Source organism: Streptomyces sp. NPDC013455, from assembly GCF_040632975.1.
Lineage (GTDB): Bacteria > Actinomycetota > Actinomycetes > Streptomycetales > Streptomycetaceae > Streptomyces.
The window spans coordinates 144,779-161,798 of sequence record NZ_JBEYCX010000003.1; the positions used below are offsets into that span (position 1 = coordinate 144,779).

A 17,020-nucleotide genomic window follows, 5' to 3' on the forward strand; every position below is an offset into this window, starting at 1 on the left:
GCGTGTGCGTCAGGCTTCCTCGCGGCGCACCGACAGCAGTTCCTCCAGCTGTTCCTCCCGGGCCTGGGCGGCCACGAAGAGCAGCTCGTCACCCGCCTCCAGGGAGTCCTCCTTGGAGGGGGTCAGCACCCGGGTGCCACGGATGATCGTGACCAGGGAGGTGTCCTCCGGCCAGTGGACGTCGCCGACCTGCGTGCCGGCCAGGGCCGACTCCTCGGGCAGGGTCAGCTCGACGAGGTTGGCGTCGCCGTGGCTGAAGCGGAGCAGCCGGACCAGGTCGCCGACGCTGACCGCCTCCTCGACCAGGGCGGACATCAGACGCGGCGTGGAGACGGCGACATCGACGCCCCAGGACTCGTTGAAGAGCCACTCGTTCTTCGGGTTGTTGACCCGGGCGACGACGCGCGGGACGCCGTACTCCGTCTTCGCGAGCAGCGACACGACCAGGTTGACCTTGTCGTCGCCGGTCGCGGCGATCACGACGTTGCAGCGCTGGAGCGCCGCCTCGTCCAGGGAGGTGATCTCGCAGGCGTCGGCGAGCAGCCACTCCGCCTGTGGGACGCGCTCGACCGAGATGGCCGTGGGCGCCTTGTCGATCAGCAGGACCTCGTGGCCGTTCTCCAGCAGCTCGCCCGCGATCGAGCGGCCGACGGCGCCGGCTCCGGCAATGGCGACCCTCATCAGTGACCGCCCTCCTCTTCCGGGCCCCCGGCGAACGCCGCCTCGACCTTCTCGACGTCGTCCGTCCGCATCATCACGTGCACGAGGTCGCCCTCCTGGAGCACCGTCTGCGAGGTGGGCAGGATGGCTTCGCCCAGACGGGTCAGGAACGCCACCCGGACGCCCGTCTCCTCCTGCAGCTTGCTGATCTTGTGGCCGACCCACTTGGCGGAGGCGTGCACCTCGGCGAGCTGGACCCCACCGGTGGGATCACGCCACAGCGGCTCGGCGCCGGACGGCAGCAGACGGCGCAGCATCTGGTCGGCGGTCCAGCGGACGGTGGCCACCGTGGGGATGCCCAGGCGCTGGTAGACCTCGGCGCGGCGCGGGTCGTAGATGCGGGCGGCCACGTTCTCCACGCCGAACATCTCGCGGGCCACGCGCGCCGAGATGATGTTGGAGTTGTCACCGCTGGAGACGGCCGCGAAGGCGCCGGCCTCCTCGATGCCCGCCTCGCGCAGGGTGTCCTGGTCGAAGCCGACCCCGGTGACCCTGCGGCCCCCGAATCCCGGGCCCAGCCGACGGAAGGCGGTGGGGTCCTGGTCGATCACGGCGACCGTGTGTCCCTGTTGCTCCAGGGTCTGGGCGAGAGCGGAACCTACTCGTCCGCAGCCCATGATGACGATGTGCACGACCGTCCTTCCGGTGTCCAAAAGTTACTGCTCTGGATCAGGGTCTCAGACCGACGCCCAAAGCTACACACGGGCGCCGCGCGGGGGGCACCCCTGTGCGGCGGGGGGCGGCGGCGACCGCCGGCGAGTGATGCTGCGCACGCTGCACAGGGTCAGGATTCCGAGGCCGAAGAGGGCCGACAGTGCCCCGATCAGCTCCGCGGTCGCGGGCATGGAACCTCCGAAGGGCGACGACAAGCGGGGTTTGCCATCTAGGCACGCGGGGCACACAGAGCACGGATTCCGTAGTTCCGCGCGCCCCCGATTTCACTCGTGAGGCAGATACAGCACGCCGGGTGGGCGGGTGCCAGTTCGAAGGCTTACGATCCTCTCTCGTGTCCAAACTGACCGACGTGCCCAAACGGATCCTGATCGGGCGCGCACTGCGCAGTGACCGGCTGGGCGAAACGCTCCTGCCGAAGCGCATCGCACTCCCCGTCTTCGCCTCCGACCCGCTGTCCTCCGTCGCCTACGCGCCGGGGGAGGTCCTGCTGGTCCTGTCCATCGCGGGCGTGTCGGCGTACCACTTCAGCCCCTGGATCGCGGTCGCGGTCGTCGTGCTGATGTTCACCGTCGTCGCCTCCTACCGGCAGAACGTCCACGCCTATCCGAGCGGCGGCGGCGACTACGAGGTCGCCACCACCAACCTCGGCCCCAAGGCCGGGCTCACCGTCGCCAGCGCCCTGCTCGTCGACTACGTCCTGACCGTCGCCGTCTCCATCTCCTCCGGCATCGAGAACCTGGGCTCGGCGATCCCCTTCGTGGTCGAGCACAAGGTGCTTTGCGCGGTCGCCGTGATCGTGCTGCTGACGCTGATGAACCTGCGTGGCGTGAAAGAGTCGGGCAAGCTCTTCGCCATCCCGACCTACGTCTTCGTCGGCGGCGTCTTCATCATGATCGCGTGGGGCGCCGCCCGCGGTCTGCTCCTCGGCGACACCATGCGGGCCCCGACGGCCGACTTCCACATCAAGGCCGAGCACCAGGGCCTCGCGGGTTTCGCCCTCGTCTTCCTGCTGCTGCGTGCCTTCTCCTCCGGCTGTGCGGCCCTCACCGGCGTCGAGGCGATCTCCAACGGCGTACCGGCCTTCCGCAAGCCGAAGTCGAAGAACGCCGCGACCACGCTCGCCCTGATGGGCCTGCTGGCCGTCACCATGTTCTGCGGCATCATCGCGCTGGCGATGGTGACCAAGGTCCGCATGGCCGAGAAGCCGGCCACCGACCTGCTGCACAACGGCGTCCCGGTCGGTTCCGACTATGTCCAGAACCCGGTGATCTCCCAGGTCGCCGAGGCGGTCTTCGGCAAGGGCAGCTTCCTGTTCATCCTGCTCGCCGCCGCCACCGCCCTGGTCCTGTTCCTGGCCGCCAACACCGCCTACAACGGCTTCCCGCTGCTCGGCTCGATCCTCGCCCAGGACCGCTACCTCCCGCGCCAGCTGCACACCCGCGGTGACCGCCTCGCCTTCTCCAACGGCATCGTGCTGCTGGCCGGCGCGGCGATGCTGCTCGTGTTCATCTACGGCGCGGACTCCACCCGCCTGATCCAGCTGTACATCGTCGGCGTGTTCGTGTCCTTCACGCTCAGCCAGACCGGCATGGTCCGGCACTGGAACCGCCACCTGGCGGTCGAGAAGGACCCGGCCAAGCGCCGGCTGATGATCCGCTCCCGCGCGATCAACACGTTCGGCGCCTTCTTCACCGGCCTCGTGCTCGTCGTCGTCCTGGTCACCAAGTTCACGCACGGCGCCTGGGTGGCCCTGCTCGGCATGGTCATCTTCTACGCGACGATGACCGCGATCCGGAAGCACTACGACCGGGTCGCCGACGAGATCGCCGCCCCCGACGGCCCGAGCGACGACATGGTCCGCCCCTCCCGCGTCCACTCGGTCGTGCTGATCTCCAAGATCCACCGCCCGACGCTGCGCGCCCTGGCCTACGCCAAGCTGATGCGCTCCGACACCCTGGAGGCGCTGACGGTCAACGTCGACCCGGCCGAGACCAAGGCGCTGCGCGAGGAGTGGGAGCGGCGCGGGATCGACGTGCCGCTGAAGGTGCTGGACTCGCCGTACCGCGAGATCACGCGGCCGATCATCGAGTACGTCAAGAGCCTGCGCAAGGAGTCGCCGCGCGACGCGGTCTCCGTGATCATCCCCGAGTACGTGGTCGGCCACTGGTACGAGCACCTGCTGCACAACCAGAGCGCACTGCGCCTGAAGGGCCGGCTGCTGTTCACACCCGGCGTGATGGTCACCTCCGTGCCCTACCAGCTGGCCTCCTCCGAGGCCGCCAAGCTGCGCGCCCGCAAGCGGCAGGAGTGGAACGCACCGGGCGCGGTCCGGCGCGGCCCGGCCGTGGAACGCCCCAAGGAGCCGTCCGTCAAGGACTGAGGCGGGACTGAGGCGGGGCGGGGGTCCCGGTAGCCGTCCGCAGAGGGCCGGCGCGGGGCCCCGGTGGCCGTGCGCAGAGGACCGGCGCGGGGTCCCGGGAGCCGTTGGCCGGGGACCGGTGCGGGGGCCGAGGAGCCGTCGGCGGGGACTGGCGCGGGGGCCGAGGAGCCGTCCGCCTTTGGGTAACGCGGGGAGGCCCGACGAGCCGTCCGCCGGGGACCGGGCGGGGCGCGGAGGCCGTAGACTGGTGGGCTGTTGTCGGGCCCCCGCGCGGGGCCGCCCCCCTCTCGATCTGGAGTCACCCCCACCATGCCCGCAGAACCGAAGAAGTCGCTGGTGGGGGAGGAGTACGAGGTCGAGATCGGCCCCGTCGCCCACGGCGGTCACTGCATCGCCCGTACGTCCGAGGGGCAGGTGCTGTTCGTCCGGCACGCGCTGCCGGGCGAGCGGGTCGTGGCCCGGGTGACCGAGGGCGAGGAGGGCGCCCGCTTCCTGCGCGCGGACGCCGTGCGCATCCTGGAGGCGTCCAAGGACCGCATCGAGGCGCCCTGCCCCTTCGCCGGCCCCGGCCGCTGCGGCGGCTGCGACTGGCAGCACGCCAAGCCGGGCGCACAGCGCCGGCTGAAGGCCGAGGTCATCGCCGAACAGCTCCAGCGGCTCGCCGGCCTCACCGCCGAGGAGGCGGGCTGGGACGGCACGGTGGTCCCGGCCGAGGGCGACAAGCTGCCCGCCGGCCAGGTCCCGCAGTGGCGCACCCGGGTGCAGTACGCCGTCGACGCCTCGACGGGCAAGGCGGGCCTGCGCAAGCACCGCTCGCACGAGGTGGAGCCCATCGACCACTGCATGATCGCGGCCGAGGGCGTGAGCGAGCTCGGCATCGAGAAGCGGGACTGGCCCGGCATGGAGACGGTCGAGGCGATCGCGGCGACCGGCTCCCAGGACCGCCAGGTGATCCTCACCCCGCGCCCCGGTGGCCGCCTCCCCCTGGTCGAGCTGGACAAGCCGGTGTCGGTCCTCCGGGTCGACGAGAAGTCCGGCGGTGTGCACCGCGTCCACGGCCGGCCCTTCGTCCGCGAACGCGCCGACGGCCGTACCCACCGGGTGGGCGGCGGCGGGTTCTGGCAGGTCCACCCGAAGGCGGCGGACACGCTCGTCACGGCGGTGATGCAGGGACTCCTGCCACGCAAGGGTGAGACGGCCCTCGACCTGTACTGCGGCGTCGGCCTCTTCGCCGGTGCCCTCGCCGACCGCCTCGGTGAGAAGGGCGCGGTCCTCGGCATCGAGTCCGGCAAGCGGGCGGTGGAGGACGCGCGGCACAACCTGGCCGACTTCCCGCGGGTCCGCATCGAGCAGGGCAAGGTCGAGTCGGTGCTGCCGCGCACGGGCATCACGGAGGTCGACCTCATCGTCCTGGACCCGCCCCGCGCCGGCGCCGGCCGCAACACGGTCACCCACCTCACGTCCCTGGGCGCCCGCCGCATCGCCTACGTCGCCTGCGACCCCGCCGCGCTCGCCCGGGACCTGGGCTACTTCCGGGAGGGCGGGTACCGGGTGCGGACGCTGCGGGCGTTCGATCTGTTTCCTATGACGCACCACGTGGAGTGCGTGGCGATTTTGGAGCCTGCCGAGAAGGGCCTCTGACCTGCCGTTTGCATTTCAGGGGGTCAGCTCGATCTTTTTCGCTCGCGGAATGCGTCGACTTAGGTTCGCTTGTGCAGAACGCTCTGAGCTGCAGATTCAACGGCCGGCGTGGGTCTCGCGGCGACGTGGCGATGCGCAATGCAGAATTTTTGACGCTCGAATATCGGAAGCCTCAACCTCGGAGCTCTCCGGCCCTGGGCCGCAGACCGGGGCCGTCGGCGCGGGGCAAGGACTCCGGTTCGGGGGGGGCGACTGCACCTCGCCAGCGGCGGCGGGTGCTGCTACCTCGTCGCACGCGCCTCCGAACCGAGACCGCGGCCCGACCGGGCCACCAAGGACGGCGTCGTGGTCCGAGGTCTTGAGTGGCTGGTATCACCTCGCCACTCAGATACCAGTCCGGTATCATTCCTGTATGGCGATGACACTCCGACTCCCCGAAGACCTTGACGCGAAGCTCACCGAGCGGGCTCGTCGGGAGGGTCGCAGCAAGCAGGAACTTGCCATCGAGGCCATCCGTGACGCCCAGCACCGGGCCGAGCTGAAGGTCGATGACGTCCTGGCCGAGCTGATGGACAGCGATGCGGAGATCCTGGACTACCTGAAGTGACCCAAGTGCGCTACATCCATATCGACGAGATCCTGGCCATCGCTCGCACGGTCAACGATACCGAGCACAGCGTGCGTGACATGGGACTTTTGGTGTCAGCGATCGAACGGCCCCGAACGAACGTGTTCGGGGCCGAGCTGTATCCCACGCTGCACGAGAAGGCGGCGGCACTGCTGCACTCCGTCGCTCGCAATCACGCGCTGATCGACGGCAACAAGCGCACCGCCTGGCTTGCCATGCGTGTCTTCCTGCGGTTCAACGGCGTCAGCGCCAGTACCGCCCCGCCACCCGTCTCCGTGGCTGGCCCGTTCGTCGAGGAAGTCGCGCAGGACAACATCGATGTACCGGCTATTGCCAAGCGCCTGTCGGCCTGGTTCCCCATCTCCTGACGTTCGACGTCGTGCGGTGGGGACGGGATGAGGTTCCGTAAGTATTGCTGGCTCCATGGAGTCCGCCGGACAGACCGATTCCGCAGACTTGGGGTCTGTTCGTTCAGCGGATTGCTTCATATACCTTGGCCCGGGTGACATGCTTCCGCTGACGCATCACGTGAGTGCGTGGCGATTCTTGAGCCCGCAGCGAAGGGCCTCTGACCTGCGGCTCTCATAGACACCTCCTGTGCGGCCGGGTTGACTCGACCTGTTTCCCCGAGCGCACGGTGTGGGGCACCTTCTTGGCTCGCGAAGGCTGTCCGACCGGCGTTCCTGTGGCGGCTGTCGAATCGACGTGATCGTCAGAGGATCCTCATGGACTCCACTCATTAGGTGAAGCGCATCAAAGGGCGTCCGTGCTGCGGTGAACGGCTTCGGCTGGATGCCGGCCCGCGGGCTCGGAATGGTTCGGCGGTGTGTCGGTCCAGGCGGTGACAGTGAAGTGAACGCGCTGTCTGCCCCATTGGCTTGGATACTGCCTCACCGCCCCGACCGCCTGGGCGAGACGGTTGCCTGCGCCTCCAGGCGAGCCGTGCAGGGCTCCTGGCCCGGTGCGGAATCCAGTCGACGGCCGGGCGCTCGACGGCGGGCGTGAGCTGGTGCGGGGGCCCCTCTTCTCGCCGAGGGTGAGCCGTGACGGAGGGGTGTCGATGCGGTTCGCGAACGGTCGTTGCGACCGCGCAACGACCGTGGTGCCGTGCGGCAAGTGGGCAGAAGGAAGTGAAGCGCTTCGATGCTCGTCAGAGCTCCAGGAGCGTGTCAGGAGATCGGCCTCGACGCGTTGAACAGAGCGCGCTGACCCCTTCGTCGTACCCCGAAGTAATCTCGGGAGCGGCCCTTGTGCACCCTCATGCCTTCACCTAACCTCGCAGCAGCATCGAAGCGCTTCGATTGTGCATCACGTCGCAGTAATGGGATGTCTGCTCTCAGCTCAGCCAATGCGAGTCACGACACCGCAACCGACGGACCTCGCCGGGTGTCCCGGTGCGCCATGAAGGGTTGACGCGATGACGCCGAACGCCGCCTCCGCCTGTTCCGGACCCGGCGGGAGAGGCTTCCTCCCCTCCACGGCGTCCGCCACCGCAGCGGTGGCCGGTGGGATGCCGCCGCTCACCGCCTGGGGCAGGCCGGACAGCGGGGCGCGCGAGGGCGCCACCTAGGCCGTGTCCGCCGACAAGCTGCTTTCGACGCGCATGGCCGGCGATGCGGCACAGCCGGACCTTCCGTCGGAGAACGGCTCGGCGGCCGACTGCCCGGCAAGGTCCCCGCGCCCGTAGGGGCGTCGCTCCCTCCGTCTGCTTCGCACGAGGAAGAGGTATGTCATGCGCACGCCCTACATCAGCAGAAGAGCCGTACTCGCTGGGACGGCTGTCGCAGCCGCGGCCGTCTCCCTGCCGCTGGCCCAGAGGCGCGCGCAAGCCGCCGCCACTCCCGCGAAGAGTGGATACCGCTGGCGCAACGTGGTCCAGGGCGGTACCGGGTTCATCACCGGGGTGCTGTTCCATCCCTCCGTGCGCGGGCTGGCCTACCTGCGGACCGACATCGGCGGTGCCTACCGGTGGGACGACCGGGCCGGCCGGTGGATCCCGCTGACCGACCACCTGGGCTGGGACGACTGGAATCTGCTGGGCGTGGAGGCCGTGGCCGTCGACCCGGCGCATCCGAACCGCGTGTATCTGTCTCTGGGCGCGTACACGCAGGTCTGGGCCGGAAACGGGGCCGTGCTGCGCTCGGATGACCGCGGTGCGACCTGGAAGCGTACCGATCTGAACGTGAAGCTCGGGGCCAACGAGGACGGCCGGGGCTGCGGGGAGCGCCTCCTCGTCGATCCGCGCGACAGCGACACCCTGTGGCTGGGCACCCGGCACGACGGGCTGCTCAAGTCGGCGGACCGGGGCGCCACGTGGAAGGCCGCGAGCTTCCCGGCCGCCCCCGGCGCCAGCGGCCAGGGCATCACCTTCCTCGTCGCCGCGGGCCGTACGGTCTACGCCGGCTGGGGCGACTCCGACGGCAGCGCCGACAAGCCCAACCTGTACCGCACGTCCGACGGCGTCACCTGGGAGGCCGTCCCGGGGCAGCCGTCCGGCACCGCCGCCAAGGTCCCGATCCGGGCCGCCTACGACCGGCACACGCGTGAGCTGTACGTGACGTACGCCAACGCCCCGGGCCCGAACGGGCAGTCCGACGGCAGTGTGCACAAGCTGCGGACCAGCAGCGGGAAGTGGAGTGAGGTCACCCCGGTGAAGCCGGGCGGCACGAGGGCCGACGGCTCCGCCGACTCGTTCGGCTACGGCGGTGTCGCCGTGGACGCCCGCCGCCCGGGCACGCTCGTCGTCTCCACCAACAACCGCTGGTCCGACGTCGACACCATCTTCCGCTCCGTCAACGGCGGCCGCACCTGGACGTCCCTGAAGGACAGTGCCGTCCTCGACGTCTCCGAGACGCCCTACCTCACGTGGGGTGCGGACAAGCCGAAGTTCGGCTGGTGGATCCAGGCCGTCGCACTGGACCCGTTCGACTCCCGGCACGTCGTCTACGGCACCGGCGCCACCCTTTACGGCACCCGCGACCTCAAGCACTTCGCCCCGCAGGTCCGCGGGGTGGAAGAGGCGTCCGTACGCCAGCTGATCTCGCCTCCCACCGGGCAGGCCCACCTGCTCAGCGGCTCCGGGGACATCGGCGTGATGTACCACGAGCGGCTCACGGCCTCGCCCTCGCGCGGCATGGCGTCCAACCCCGTCTTCGGCACCAGCACCGGTCTGTCCCTCGCCACCGCCACACCCTCCTACGTGGTCCGGGCCGGCTGGGGCGACCACGGCAACGGCGCCTACTCGAACGACGGCGGCAAGACCTGGACCCCCTTCACAACCCAGCCGGCCCCTGCCAAGAGCGCACCCGGCCCGATCGCCACCAACGCCGACGGCAGTGTGCTGCTGTGGTCCTTCGGCACCGCCAACCCCACCCACCGCTCAACCGACAACGGCGCCACCTGGACCGAGATCCCCACCTGCCCCAAGGGAGCCGCACCCGTCGCCGACCCCCTCGACCCCGCCCGCTGCTACGCCTTCGACACCACCACCGGCACACTCTTCGCCAGCACCGACAGCGGCCGGACCTTCACCGCGCGGGCCTCCGGCCTGAGCACGGGCGACCCCGAGTTCCAGCTGGTCGCGGCACCCGGCCGCACCGGCGAGCTGTGGCTCAGCCTCAAGGGCAACGGGCTCCACCGCTCGACCGACGGCGGCACCACCTTCACCAAGATCACCAGCTGCCACGCCTCACACACCCTGGGCTTCGGCAAGGCCGCCAGGGGCGCCTCCTACCCGGCGATGTACATGGTCGGCGCCATCGGCACCATCACCGCCGTGTACCGCTCCGACGACGAGGCGAAGACCTGGACACGGATCAACGACGACCGTCACCAGTGGGGCTGGACCGGAGCCGCCATCACCGGTGACCCGCGTGTGTACGGACGGGTCTACATCGCCACCAACGGACGCGGCGTGCAGTACGGAGAGCCCGTCTGACGCGCCACAGCGGCACCGGCGCCGTCCTCACCGTCCACCGCACCCGACGCCGCACCCGGCCACCCGCCGGGAGACCGCCTCCCTCAGCGGCAACGACCGGCACAGCGCCCTCGTCTTCGACGGTCAGCCCCGCTGAACAGCAATCACCCGCAAAAGAGAAGGAACTCCATGAAAAAGTCTCGGCTCCTGCCCCTGGCCACGCTTGTCTCCGCCCTGCTCGGGCTGACGGCGACAGGTGTGACCCCTGCCTCCGCCGCCTCCGACACGCCTTTACGGGTCATGCCGTTGGGCGACTCGATAACCTGGGGTGTGGGAAGCAGTACGGGCAACGGCTACCGGGCACCGTTGTGGGACAGACTCGCGGCGGACGGCCACCCGCTGGACTTCGTGGGCACCGGGCGGGCCGGTTCGATGTCCGATCCCGACAACGAGGGCCACTCGGGCTACCGCATCGACCAGATCGCCACACTCGTCGACGCCTCACTCACCCGCTACCGGCCCAATGTCGTCACGCTGCACATCGGCACCAACGACCTCCAAGGGGCCTCCGAAGTCAACACCGCCACCGCCCGGCTGAAGTCGCTGGTCAACCAGATCACCGCCGACGTCCCGGACGCAACCGTCCTCGTCGCCTCCCTGGTCGTGTCCACCAGCAGCTCGGAGGAGCGGTTGCGGGGCGCGTACAACCAGGCCACCCGCCAAATCGTCAGCGAGGCACAGGCCGCGGGCAAACACGTCGCCCACGTCGACATGAGCAGCCTCACCACGGCAGACCTGGCCGACTCCCTGCACCCCAACGACTCGGGCTACCAGAAGATGGCCGACGCCTTCCACCGCGGCGTCCGGGCCGCGGACAGCGCCGGATGGCTGAAGAACCCCGCACCCGCCCCCGCCCGCGTACAGTCCGGCATCGCCGGCAAGTGCATGGACGTCAAAGGCGCCGCCACAGCCGACGGGACCGCCGTCCAGACGTGGAGCTGTGGCGGCGGTGCCAACCAGGTGTGGTCCGCCTACACCGACGGCACGCTGCGCTCCCTGGGCAAGTGCCTCGACGCCGCCGGCTGGGGCACCGCGAACGGAACCAAGGTGCAGCTCTGGTCCTGTCACGGCGGCGCCAACCAGGTATGGCAGCCCTACAACGGCGGCTACCGCAACCCCGCATCGGGCCGCTGCCTCGACGTTCCGGGCTCCTCCACGGCCGACGGCACGCAGCTCCAACTGTGGGACTGCAACGGCGGCTCCAACCAGAAGTGGACCACTCTGACCGCCGGATGACCCCGCCCCGGGATCCACGCCCTGATCACGGCAACCCTTTGCACAGCCTGTGACGACAAGGAATCGGATCCGGCCAGTTCGGTGGCTGGGATCCGGATTCCCACGTGTACAGCATGCAAGGAGAACGCCTCCCCATGAACCGCCCCACGAACGGCGGGCGCCGCGGGCGTCACCGCCGCCGCTGGACCGCCACTGGTCTGGTGCTCGGTGTGCCCGCCGTCCTCGTGCCGTACCTCCTGTTCGCGCAGGAGGACTCGCAGGCCGCGACGGTCGACGGCGATGCCTACTACCGGCTGGTTTCCGTGCGCAGCGGCAAGGTGCTGGACGTCGACGGCTTCTCCACCGCCGACGGCACCCGCATCCGGCAGTGGACCGACGAGAACAGCGCCAACCAGCAGTGGAGGCTGCGGCCCACGGGCGACGGCTACTACGAGCTGGTGAACCGCAACAGCGGCAAGGTGCTGGGTATAGCGGGCGATTCCAGAGCTCAGGGGGCCGCCGCCGAGCAGCAGACCGACAGCTCCGCCCCGTCCCAGGAGTGGCGGATCAGCGAGGTGAGCGGTTCCGACGCGGTCATCCTCACCTCCCGCAGGAGCGGGCAGGTCCTGGGCGTCTCGGGGGGCTCCACGGCCCAGGGCGCGGCGGTCGTCCAGTATCCGGGCCGGGGCGGCGCCCGTCAGCAGTGGAAGCTGGTGAAGGCGGACCGGACCTTGGCGTCGGGATCCGGCACCGCGCGGACCACGGCCGCGGCAGGACCGTATGTGTGGAGGAACGCCCAGGTGGTGGGCGGCGGTTACGTCACCGGGCTGGTGTTCAACCAGCGGGAGAAGGGGCTGCTGTACGCGCGCACCGACATGGGCGGCGCCTACCGCTGGGACACCGGGGCCGAGCAGTGGATCCCGCTGACCGACTGGATCGGCGAGAAGGACTGGAATCTGCTGGGCATCGACTCGGTGGCCACCGACCCCGTCGAACCCAAGCGGCTGTACCTCATGGCGGGCACCTACACCAACGAGTGGGCGGGCAACGGCGCGATCCTGCGCTCCACGGACCGGGGCCGCACCTTCAAGCGGACCGATCTGCCGTTCAAGGTGGGCGGCAACGAGGACGGCCGCGGGGCGGGCGAGCGGCTCGTGGTCGACCCGGCCGACCATGGCACCCTGCTGCTGGGCACCCGCAAGAACGGCCTGTGGCGCAGCACCGACTTCGGCGTGACATGGCGTCAGGTCTCCTCGTTCCCCGTCAAGGACGGGGCGAGCAGCGGCGGGGGCGTCTCCTTCGTGACGTACGGCCCGGCCGGCAGCAAGACGATCTACGTCGGTGTCGGCGACAAGTCCACCTCCCTGTACCGCTCCACCGACGGTGGCAGCACCTGGCAGGCCGTCCCCGGGCAGCCCACCGGCCGGCTGCCCCAACACGGCGTGCTCTCCGGTGACGGCTCGCTGTACCTGACGTACACCAACGCCCTCGGACCCAACGGCGTGACGGGGGGCTCGGTGTGGAAGTACACGCCGGCCCGCGGCGCGTGGAAGAACATCTCCCCGTCCAGTGGCGACTACGGGTTCTCCGGTCTGGCCGTCGACCCGCGCAAGCCCTCCACGGTCATGGTCACCACCCTCGGCCGCTGGTACCCCCAGGACGAGATCTACCGCAGCACCGACGGCGGCACGACCTGGAAGGCACTGGCGGACAAGTCGAAGCGCGACGCCTCCGCCGCGCCTTACGTCGGCACCCACACCGGGCACTGGATGACCGCCCTGGCCATCGACCCCTTCGACTCCGGGCACGTGCTGTACGGCACCGGCAACGGCATCCTGCGCAGCAAGGACGCGGGCGCCTCCGACAGCGGTGGCACCAGTCACTGGAGCATGGGTGCCCGAGGACTGGAGGAGACCGCGCTGCTGGACGCGATCGCCCCGCCCGGCGGCGCCACCGTCATCACCTCCATGGGCGACCAGGGCGGCTTCCGGCACGACGACCTGACCAAGGTGCCCTCCGGGCGGCTGAAGAACCCGCTGATGACCAACAGCACCGATATCGACTTCGCCCAGTCCAAGCCCTCGGTCATGGTCCGCGTCGGCCGGGGCGGCGCGCAGGACGGCGCCTACTCCACCGACGGCGGCAGCAGCTGGAACGGCTTCAAGGCAGAGCCGGTGGCCGGTGCCCAGGACGGCCGTGTCGCGCTCGCGGCGGACGGCTCCACCATCGTCTGGACCCAGGCCGGCCAGGCCCCGTACCGCTCGACCGACAGGGGGGCCAGCTGGTCGAGGGTCGGGGGACTGGGCGACGACGCCGTGGTCGTCGCCGACCGCTCCTCGGCCAGGACCTTCTATTCACTGTCCGGCGGCACCCTCCACGCCAGCACCGACGGCGGCGCGACCTTCACCGCTCGCGCCACCGGTCTGCCCTCCGGCCGGCTCACAGCGGTGCCCGGCATCGCCGGAGACCTGTGGATCGCCGGTGGCACCGAGGGGCTGCTGCACTCCACCGACGGCGGCCGCACCTTCACCACGCTGAAGACGGTGCGGGCCGCCTCCGCCCTCGGCTTCGGCAAGGCCGAGCCGGGCGCCCGCTACCAGGCCCTGTACCTGATCGGCACCGTCAAGGACGTCACCGGAGTCTTCCGCTCCACCGACAAGGGCGCCACCTGGCTCCGCGTCAACGACAAGGCACACCAGTGGGGCGCCATCGGCGGCGTCGGTGTCATCACCGGCGACCCCGACACCTACGGCCGCGTCTACGTCGGCACCAACGGACGCGGCCTGCAGTACGGCGACCCGTCCTGACCTCGGCACCCGAGCGGGGCCGCAGGCACTACCGCCTGCGGCCCCGCCATGGCTGGTGTCAGTGGTTACGGGTTACGGGAGCGTGGTCCACTTCTGGTTGCTCTGGCCGTTGCAGGTCCACAGGATGACCGGGGTCCCGTTGGCGGAGCCGGCCTCCTTGGCGTCGAGGCACAGCCCGGCGCGGACGTTGCGGACCGACCCGTCGGAGCCGACCGTCCACTTCTGGTTGTCCTGGCCGTTGCACGGCCAGATGACGACCGGCGTGCCGTTGGTGGTACCCCCGCCGGAGGCGTCCAGGCACTTGTCGCCGTAGACGCGGATCTCGCCTCCGGCCCAGCTGGTCCAGAGCTGGTTGGCGGCGGTGTGGCAGTCCCACAGCAGCGTCTTCGACCCGGCCGCGGTGGCGGCGCCGTCCACGTCCAGGCAGCGGCCGGACCCGCCACCGCGCAGGCGCCCGGTGGTGGAGGCCAGCGGGCTGCCGCCGGTCATCTTGTACACGGCGACACCGTGTGCCGGGACGCTCGCGGAGATCTGCCCGGAGGTGCTCGACGTGCCGCCGGTCCACAGGTCGGTGAGGGTGAACGGCCCCCCGGTCAGGCCGACCTGCGCGGCCGTGGCCGTGATGGTCGCGGTGCCGCTCCCTCGGTTGAACAGGCCCACGGCGACCGAGCCGTCGGACAGGCGCTTGGCGAACACCTCGGTGTCGCCGTCGTCGCGCACCCGGCGACCGCCCGCGCCCAGCGAGTCCTGGTTCACCGCCAGTAGGCGCGCATTGCGCAGGATGGCGCTCACGTCACCGGACATGGTGCGGATGTCGTTGCCCGCGATGAGCGGGGCGCCCATCAGTGCCCACAGCGCGAAGTGGGAACGGGACTCGGTCAGTGACAGACCGGGGCGGCCGACGACGAGCATGTCGGGGTCGTTCCAGTGCCCCGGGCCCGACTGTGCCGCCAGTGGCGCGGTGACGTCCAGGACGTTGCCGACGCCCATGGGGTAGCTGTTGGTGTTGCCGTTCTGCCAGATGTCGAGCAGGTCCTCGGTCGTCCGCCACAGGTCGGCGACCTGTCCCCAGTCGTAGGTGGCGCCGGTGGGGGAGTGGAAGCTGTTCGGGTTGATGCTGTAGACGATCGGACGGCCGGTGGCACGCAGGGCGTTGCGCATGGTCGTGAACTGCGCGATCTGTTCGCTGAGGGTGCCGCTGCCGGAGCACCAGTCGTACTTCAGGTAGTCCACGCCCCAGGAGGCGAACGTGGCCGCGTCCTGGGCCTCGTGACCCTTGCTGCCGGTGGAGCCGGGGTAGGTGCCCACGCCCTGGGCGCACGTCTTCTCGTTGGGCGCCTGGTAGATGCCGAACTTCAGGCCCTTGTCGTGGATGTAGTCCCCGAGCGCCTTCATGCCGCTGGGGAACTTGGTCGGGTTGGACCGCAGGTTGCCCGCGGCGTCGCGCTGGGGGTCGAACCAGCAGTCGTCGACGACGACGTACTGGTAGCCCGCGGCCTTCATGCCCGAGGACACCATCGCGTCGGCGGCCTGGCGGACCTGGGCCTCGGTGATCCCGCATCCGAAGCTGTTCCAGCTGTTCCAGCCGAGCGGCGGGGTGAGCGCGGGGCTGCCCGGCGCGGCCTGGGCGGTCGTGCCGAGGGAGGCCGTGGCGCAGGCGCTCAGCGTCAGTGCGGTCGCCGTGAGGAGCCGCAGCAGTCGTCTGTGCAGGGGAACCATGGGGGTTCCTTCCCGGCCCGCGAAGCGGTAGCCGCTTCGCGGGCCTGATCGGCGGGTCGGGAGTGTGTGATCACGTGCGCGCGGGTCAGCGTCGCAGGGTGAGGAGACCCGGCCGGTACGGCAGTTTCAGGTAGTCGGTGCCGTCCGATGCGGGGGTCCTGCCCTGGTAGAGGAACTGCAGGTTGCAGGGGTCGACGGTCATGGTCTGGTCGGGGTTGGTGCGGACCAGGTCACCGTGGCTGATGTCGTTGGTCCAGGTGGCACCGCTGTTGGCCTTGCCGGCGAAGGGGCTGCTCTCGCTGCCGGCCTGCGGTGTCCACGGACCGTTCAGGCCGGAGGCGGTGAAGGAGCGGAAATAGCGGCCGTTCGCACCCATCGCCTCGACGATCATGAGGTACTGGTTCCGGCCCTTGATCTTGTAGACCTCCGGCGCCTCGAACAGCTTCTCCTTCGTGTCGCTCATGACCGTCGTGTACGACGAGCCGAAGCTGCCCGGGAAGTTCCCGATCGGCATGGTCGACTTGTAGATCTTGCCGTTGTCATCGGCGAAGAACATGTACATGTTCTGGTCGTCGGCGATCATGGTCGGGTCGATCGGGCCGCCTTCGGGGAGGCTGCCGGTGAACAGCGGCTGCGGGGCGGACCAGCCGTTGGGGTTGGTGGGGTCGCTGGACGTGCGATAGGTGAAGGGCCAGGCGGTACCCCACCCGTTGGAGGTCAGCACCCAGATGTTCTTGGGCGCGAAGTAGAACAGTTTGGGTGCCACCGCCGAGCCCGGGCCCATCCCGGTCTGCGTGGCCGTCGCCATGTCCGACCAGTTCGTGAAGGGACGGAACGCCATCGTGCCCCACGACGATCCGTCAGAGGTGGTCGCGTAGACCAGCTGCTTGCCGTTGTACGGCACGGTGGTGAAGTCCTTCAGCGCGACCCAGCCGTTCGACGGCTGCGCCAACGGGCCGGTCGACGACCAGCGGTACGCCGACGGAAGAGCACACGTGTCGCCCGGTGGCGCGGACAGCCCCGTCCACTGCTGGTTGGTCCCGCCCGTGCAGTCCCAGATCTGCAGGTTCGTGCCGTCCGTCCGGCCGGCGTTCGGTACATCGAGACACCGGCCGGAACCGGCGCCGCGCAACGCCCCGCTGGTGGCCGCCTGAGCCGGGTCGGCGACGAGTGCCGCCGCCGAAGCGACCAGGGCCGCGAGCACCACGGACAGATGCCTGGAGCTGGAACCACGTCTGCGCATGGGGGTCTCATTCCTC

At 70.0% G+C, this 17,020-nt stretch carries 11 protein-coding genes; 7 read left to right on the plus strand and 4 right to left on the minus strand.

Annotated elements, in window-relative coordinates:
* Positions 1-9: 9 nt before the first annotated feature.
* Both ABZ576_RS07275 and ABZ576_RS07280 read right to left on the minus strand, forming a co-directional pair.
* Positions 10-681 carry a TrkA family potassium uptake protein gene (locus ABZ576_RS07275; RefSeq protein WP_360736946.1) on the minus strand — a complete coding sequence of 224 codons (672 nt, stop codon included), beginning with the start codon at positions 679-681 and terminating at the stop codon, positions 10-12.
* Positions 681-1,352 (minus strand): TrkA family potassium uptake protein, encoded by a 672-nt coding sequence (locus ABZ576_RS07280; RefSeq protein ID WP_189305041.1) that lies wholly within the window; start codon positions 1,350-1,352, stop codon positions 681-683. Before ABZ576_RS07280 ends, ABZ576_RS07275 begins: the two co-directional genes overlap by 1 nt.
* 374 nt (positions 1,353-1,726) lie before the next feature.
* On the opposite strand from ABZ576_RS07280, the gene ABZ576_RS07285 reads away from it, so the two are divergent.
* The 7 genes from ABZ576_RS07285 to ABZ576_RS07315 all read left to right on the plus strand — a co-directional run bounded on the left by ABZ576_RS07285 (position 1,727) and on the right by ABZ576_RS07315 (position 14,042).
* Positions 1,727-3,775, plus strand: coding sequence for an APC family permease (locus ABZ576_RS07285; protein WP_360736948.1), 2,049 nt, complete (start codon positions 1,727-1,729; stop codon positions 3,773-3,775).
* Positions 3,776-4,084: 309 nt separating this feature from the next.
* Positions 4,085-5,416 (plus strand): TRAM domain-containing protein, encoded by a 1,332-nt coding sequence (locus ABZ576_RS07290; protein WP_360736950.1) that lies wholly within the window; start codon positions 4,085-4,087, stop codon positions 5,414-5,416.
* 412 nt (positions 5,417-5,828) lie between these two features.
* Positions 5,829-6,023, plus strand: coding sequence for a ribbon-helix-helix protein, CopG family (locus ABZ576_RS07295; RefSeq protein ID WP_030566796.1), 195 nt, complete (start codon positions 5,829-5,831; stop codon positions 6,021-6,023).
* Positions 6,020-6,412, plus strand: a complete 393-nt coding sequence (locus ABZ576_RS07300; RefSeq protein ID WP_360736953.1) for a type II toxin-antitoxin system death-on-curing family toxin — start codon at positions 6,020-6,022, stop codon at positions 6,410-6,412. The genes ABZ576_RS07295 and ABZ576_RS07300 overlap by 4 nt, the downstream gene beginning before the upstream one ends.
* A gap of 1,364 nt (positions 6,413-7,776) precedes the next feature.
* Positions 7,777-9,981, plus strand: coding sequence for a 1,4-beta-glucanase (locus ABZ576_RS07305; protein WP_360736956.1), 2,205 nt, complete (start codon positions 7,777-7,779; stop codon positions 9,979-9,981).
* Positions 9,982-10,149: 168 nt separating this feature from the next.
* Complete coding sequence (locus ABZ576_RS07310) at positions 10,150-11,256, plus strand: ricin-type beta-trefoil lectin domain protein (RefSeq protein ID WP_360736959.1); 1,107 nt, start codon at positions 10,150-10,152, stop codon at positions 11,254-11,256.
* Between the two features lie 134 nt (positions 11,257-11,390).
* On the plus strand, positions 11,391-14,042 hold the full coding sequence (locus tag ABZ576_RS07315; RefSeq protein ID WP_360736962.1) for an RICIN domain-containing protein: 2,652 nt from the start codon (positions 11,391-11,393) through the stop codon (positions 14,040-14,042).
* Between the two features lie 72 nt (positions 14,043-14,114).
* Here ABZ576_RS07315 and ABZ576_RS07320 read toward each other — a convergent pair whose 3' ends face one another.
* Entirely contained in the window at positions 14,115-15,761 is a 1,647-nt protein-coding gene (locus ABZ576_RS07320) for a ricin-type beta-trefoil lectin domain protein (RefSeq protein ID WP_360736964.1), read from the minus strand.
* Positions 15,762-15,846: 85 nt separating this feature from the next.
* A complete protein-coding gene (locus ABZ576_RS07325) occupies positions 15,847-17,004 on the minus strand; it encodes a non-reducing end alpha-L-arabinofuranosidase family hydrolase (RefSeq protein WP_360736967.1) in 1,158 nt (385 codons plus the stop codon).
* Between the last annotated feature and the right edge of the window lie 16 nt (positions 17,005-17,020).

What these genes read in the sequence shown, in the direction of transcription:
- ABZ576_RS07305 (WP_360736956.1), top strand. Translation starts at nt 7,777, where the DNA reads ATGCGCACGCCCTACATCAGCAGAAGAGCCGTACTCGCTGGGACGGCT.
- ABZ576_RS07315 (WP_360736962.1), top strand. Translation starts at nt 11,391, where the DNA reads ATGAACCGCCCCACGAACGGCGGGCGCCGCGGGCGTCACCGCCGCCGC.
- ABZ576_RS07295 (WP_030566796.1), top strand. Translation starts at nt 5,829, where the DNA reads ATGGCGATGACACTCCGACTCCCCGAAGACCTTGACGCGAAGCTCACC.
- ABZ576_RS07275 (WP_360736946.1), bottom strand. Translation starts at nt 681, where the DNA reads ATGAGGGTCGCCATTGCCGGAGCCGGCGCCGTCGGCCGCTCGATCGCG.
- ABZ576_RS07310 (WP_360736959.1), top strand. Translation starts at nt 10,150, where the DNA reads ATGAAAAAGTCTCGGCTCCTGCCCCTGGCCACGCTTGTCTCCGCCCTG.
- ABZ576_RS07320 (WP_360736964.1), bottom strand. Translation starts at nt 15,761, where the DNA reads ATGGTTCCCCTGCACAGACGACTGCTGCGGCTCCTCACGGCGACCGCA.
- ABZ576_RS07290 (WP_360736950.1), top strand. Translation starts at nt 4,085, where the DNA reads ATGCCCGCAGAACCGAAGAAGTCGCTGGTGGGGGAGGAGTACGAGGTC.
- ABZ576_RS07325 (WP_360736967.1), bottom strand. Translation starts at nt 17,004, where the DNA reads ATGCGCAGACGTGGTTCCAGCTCCAGGCATCTGTCCGTGGTGCTCGCG.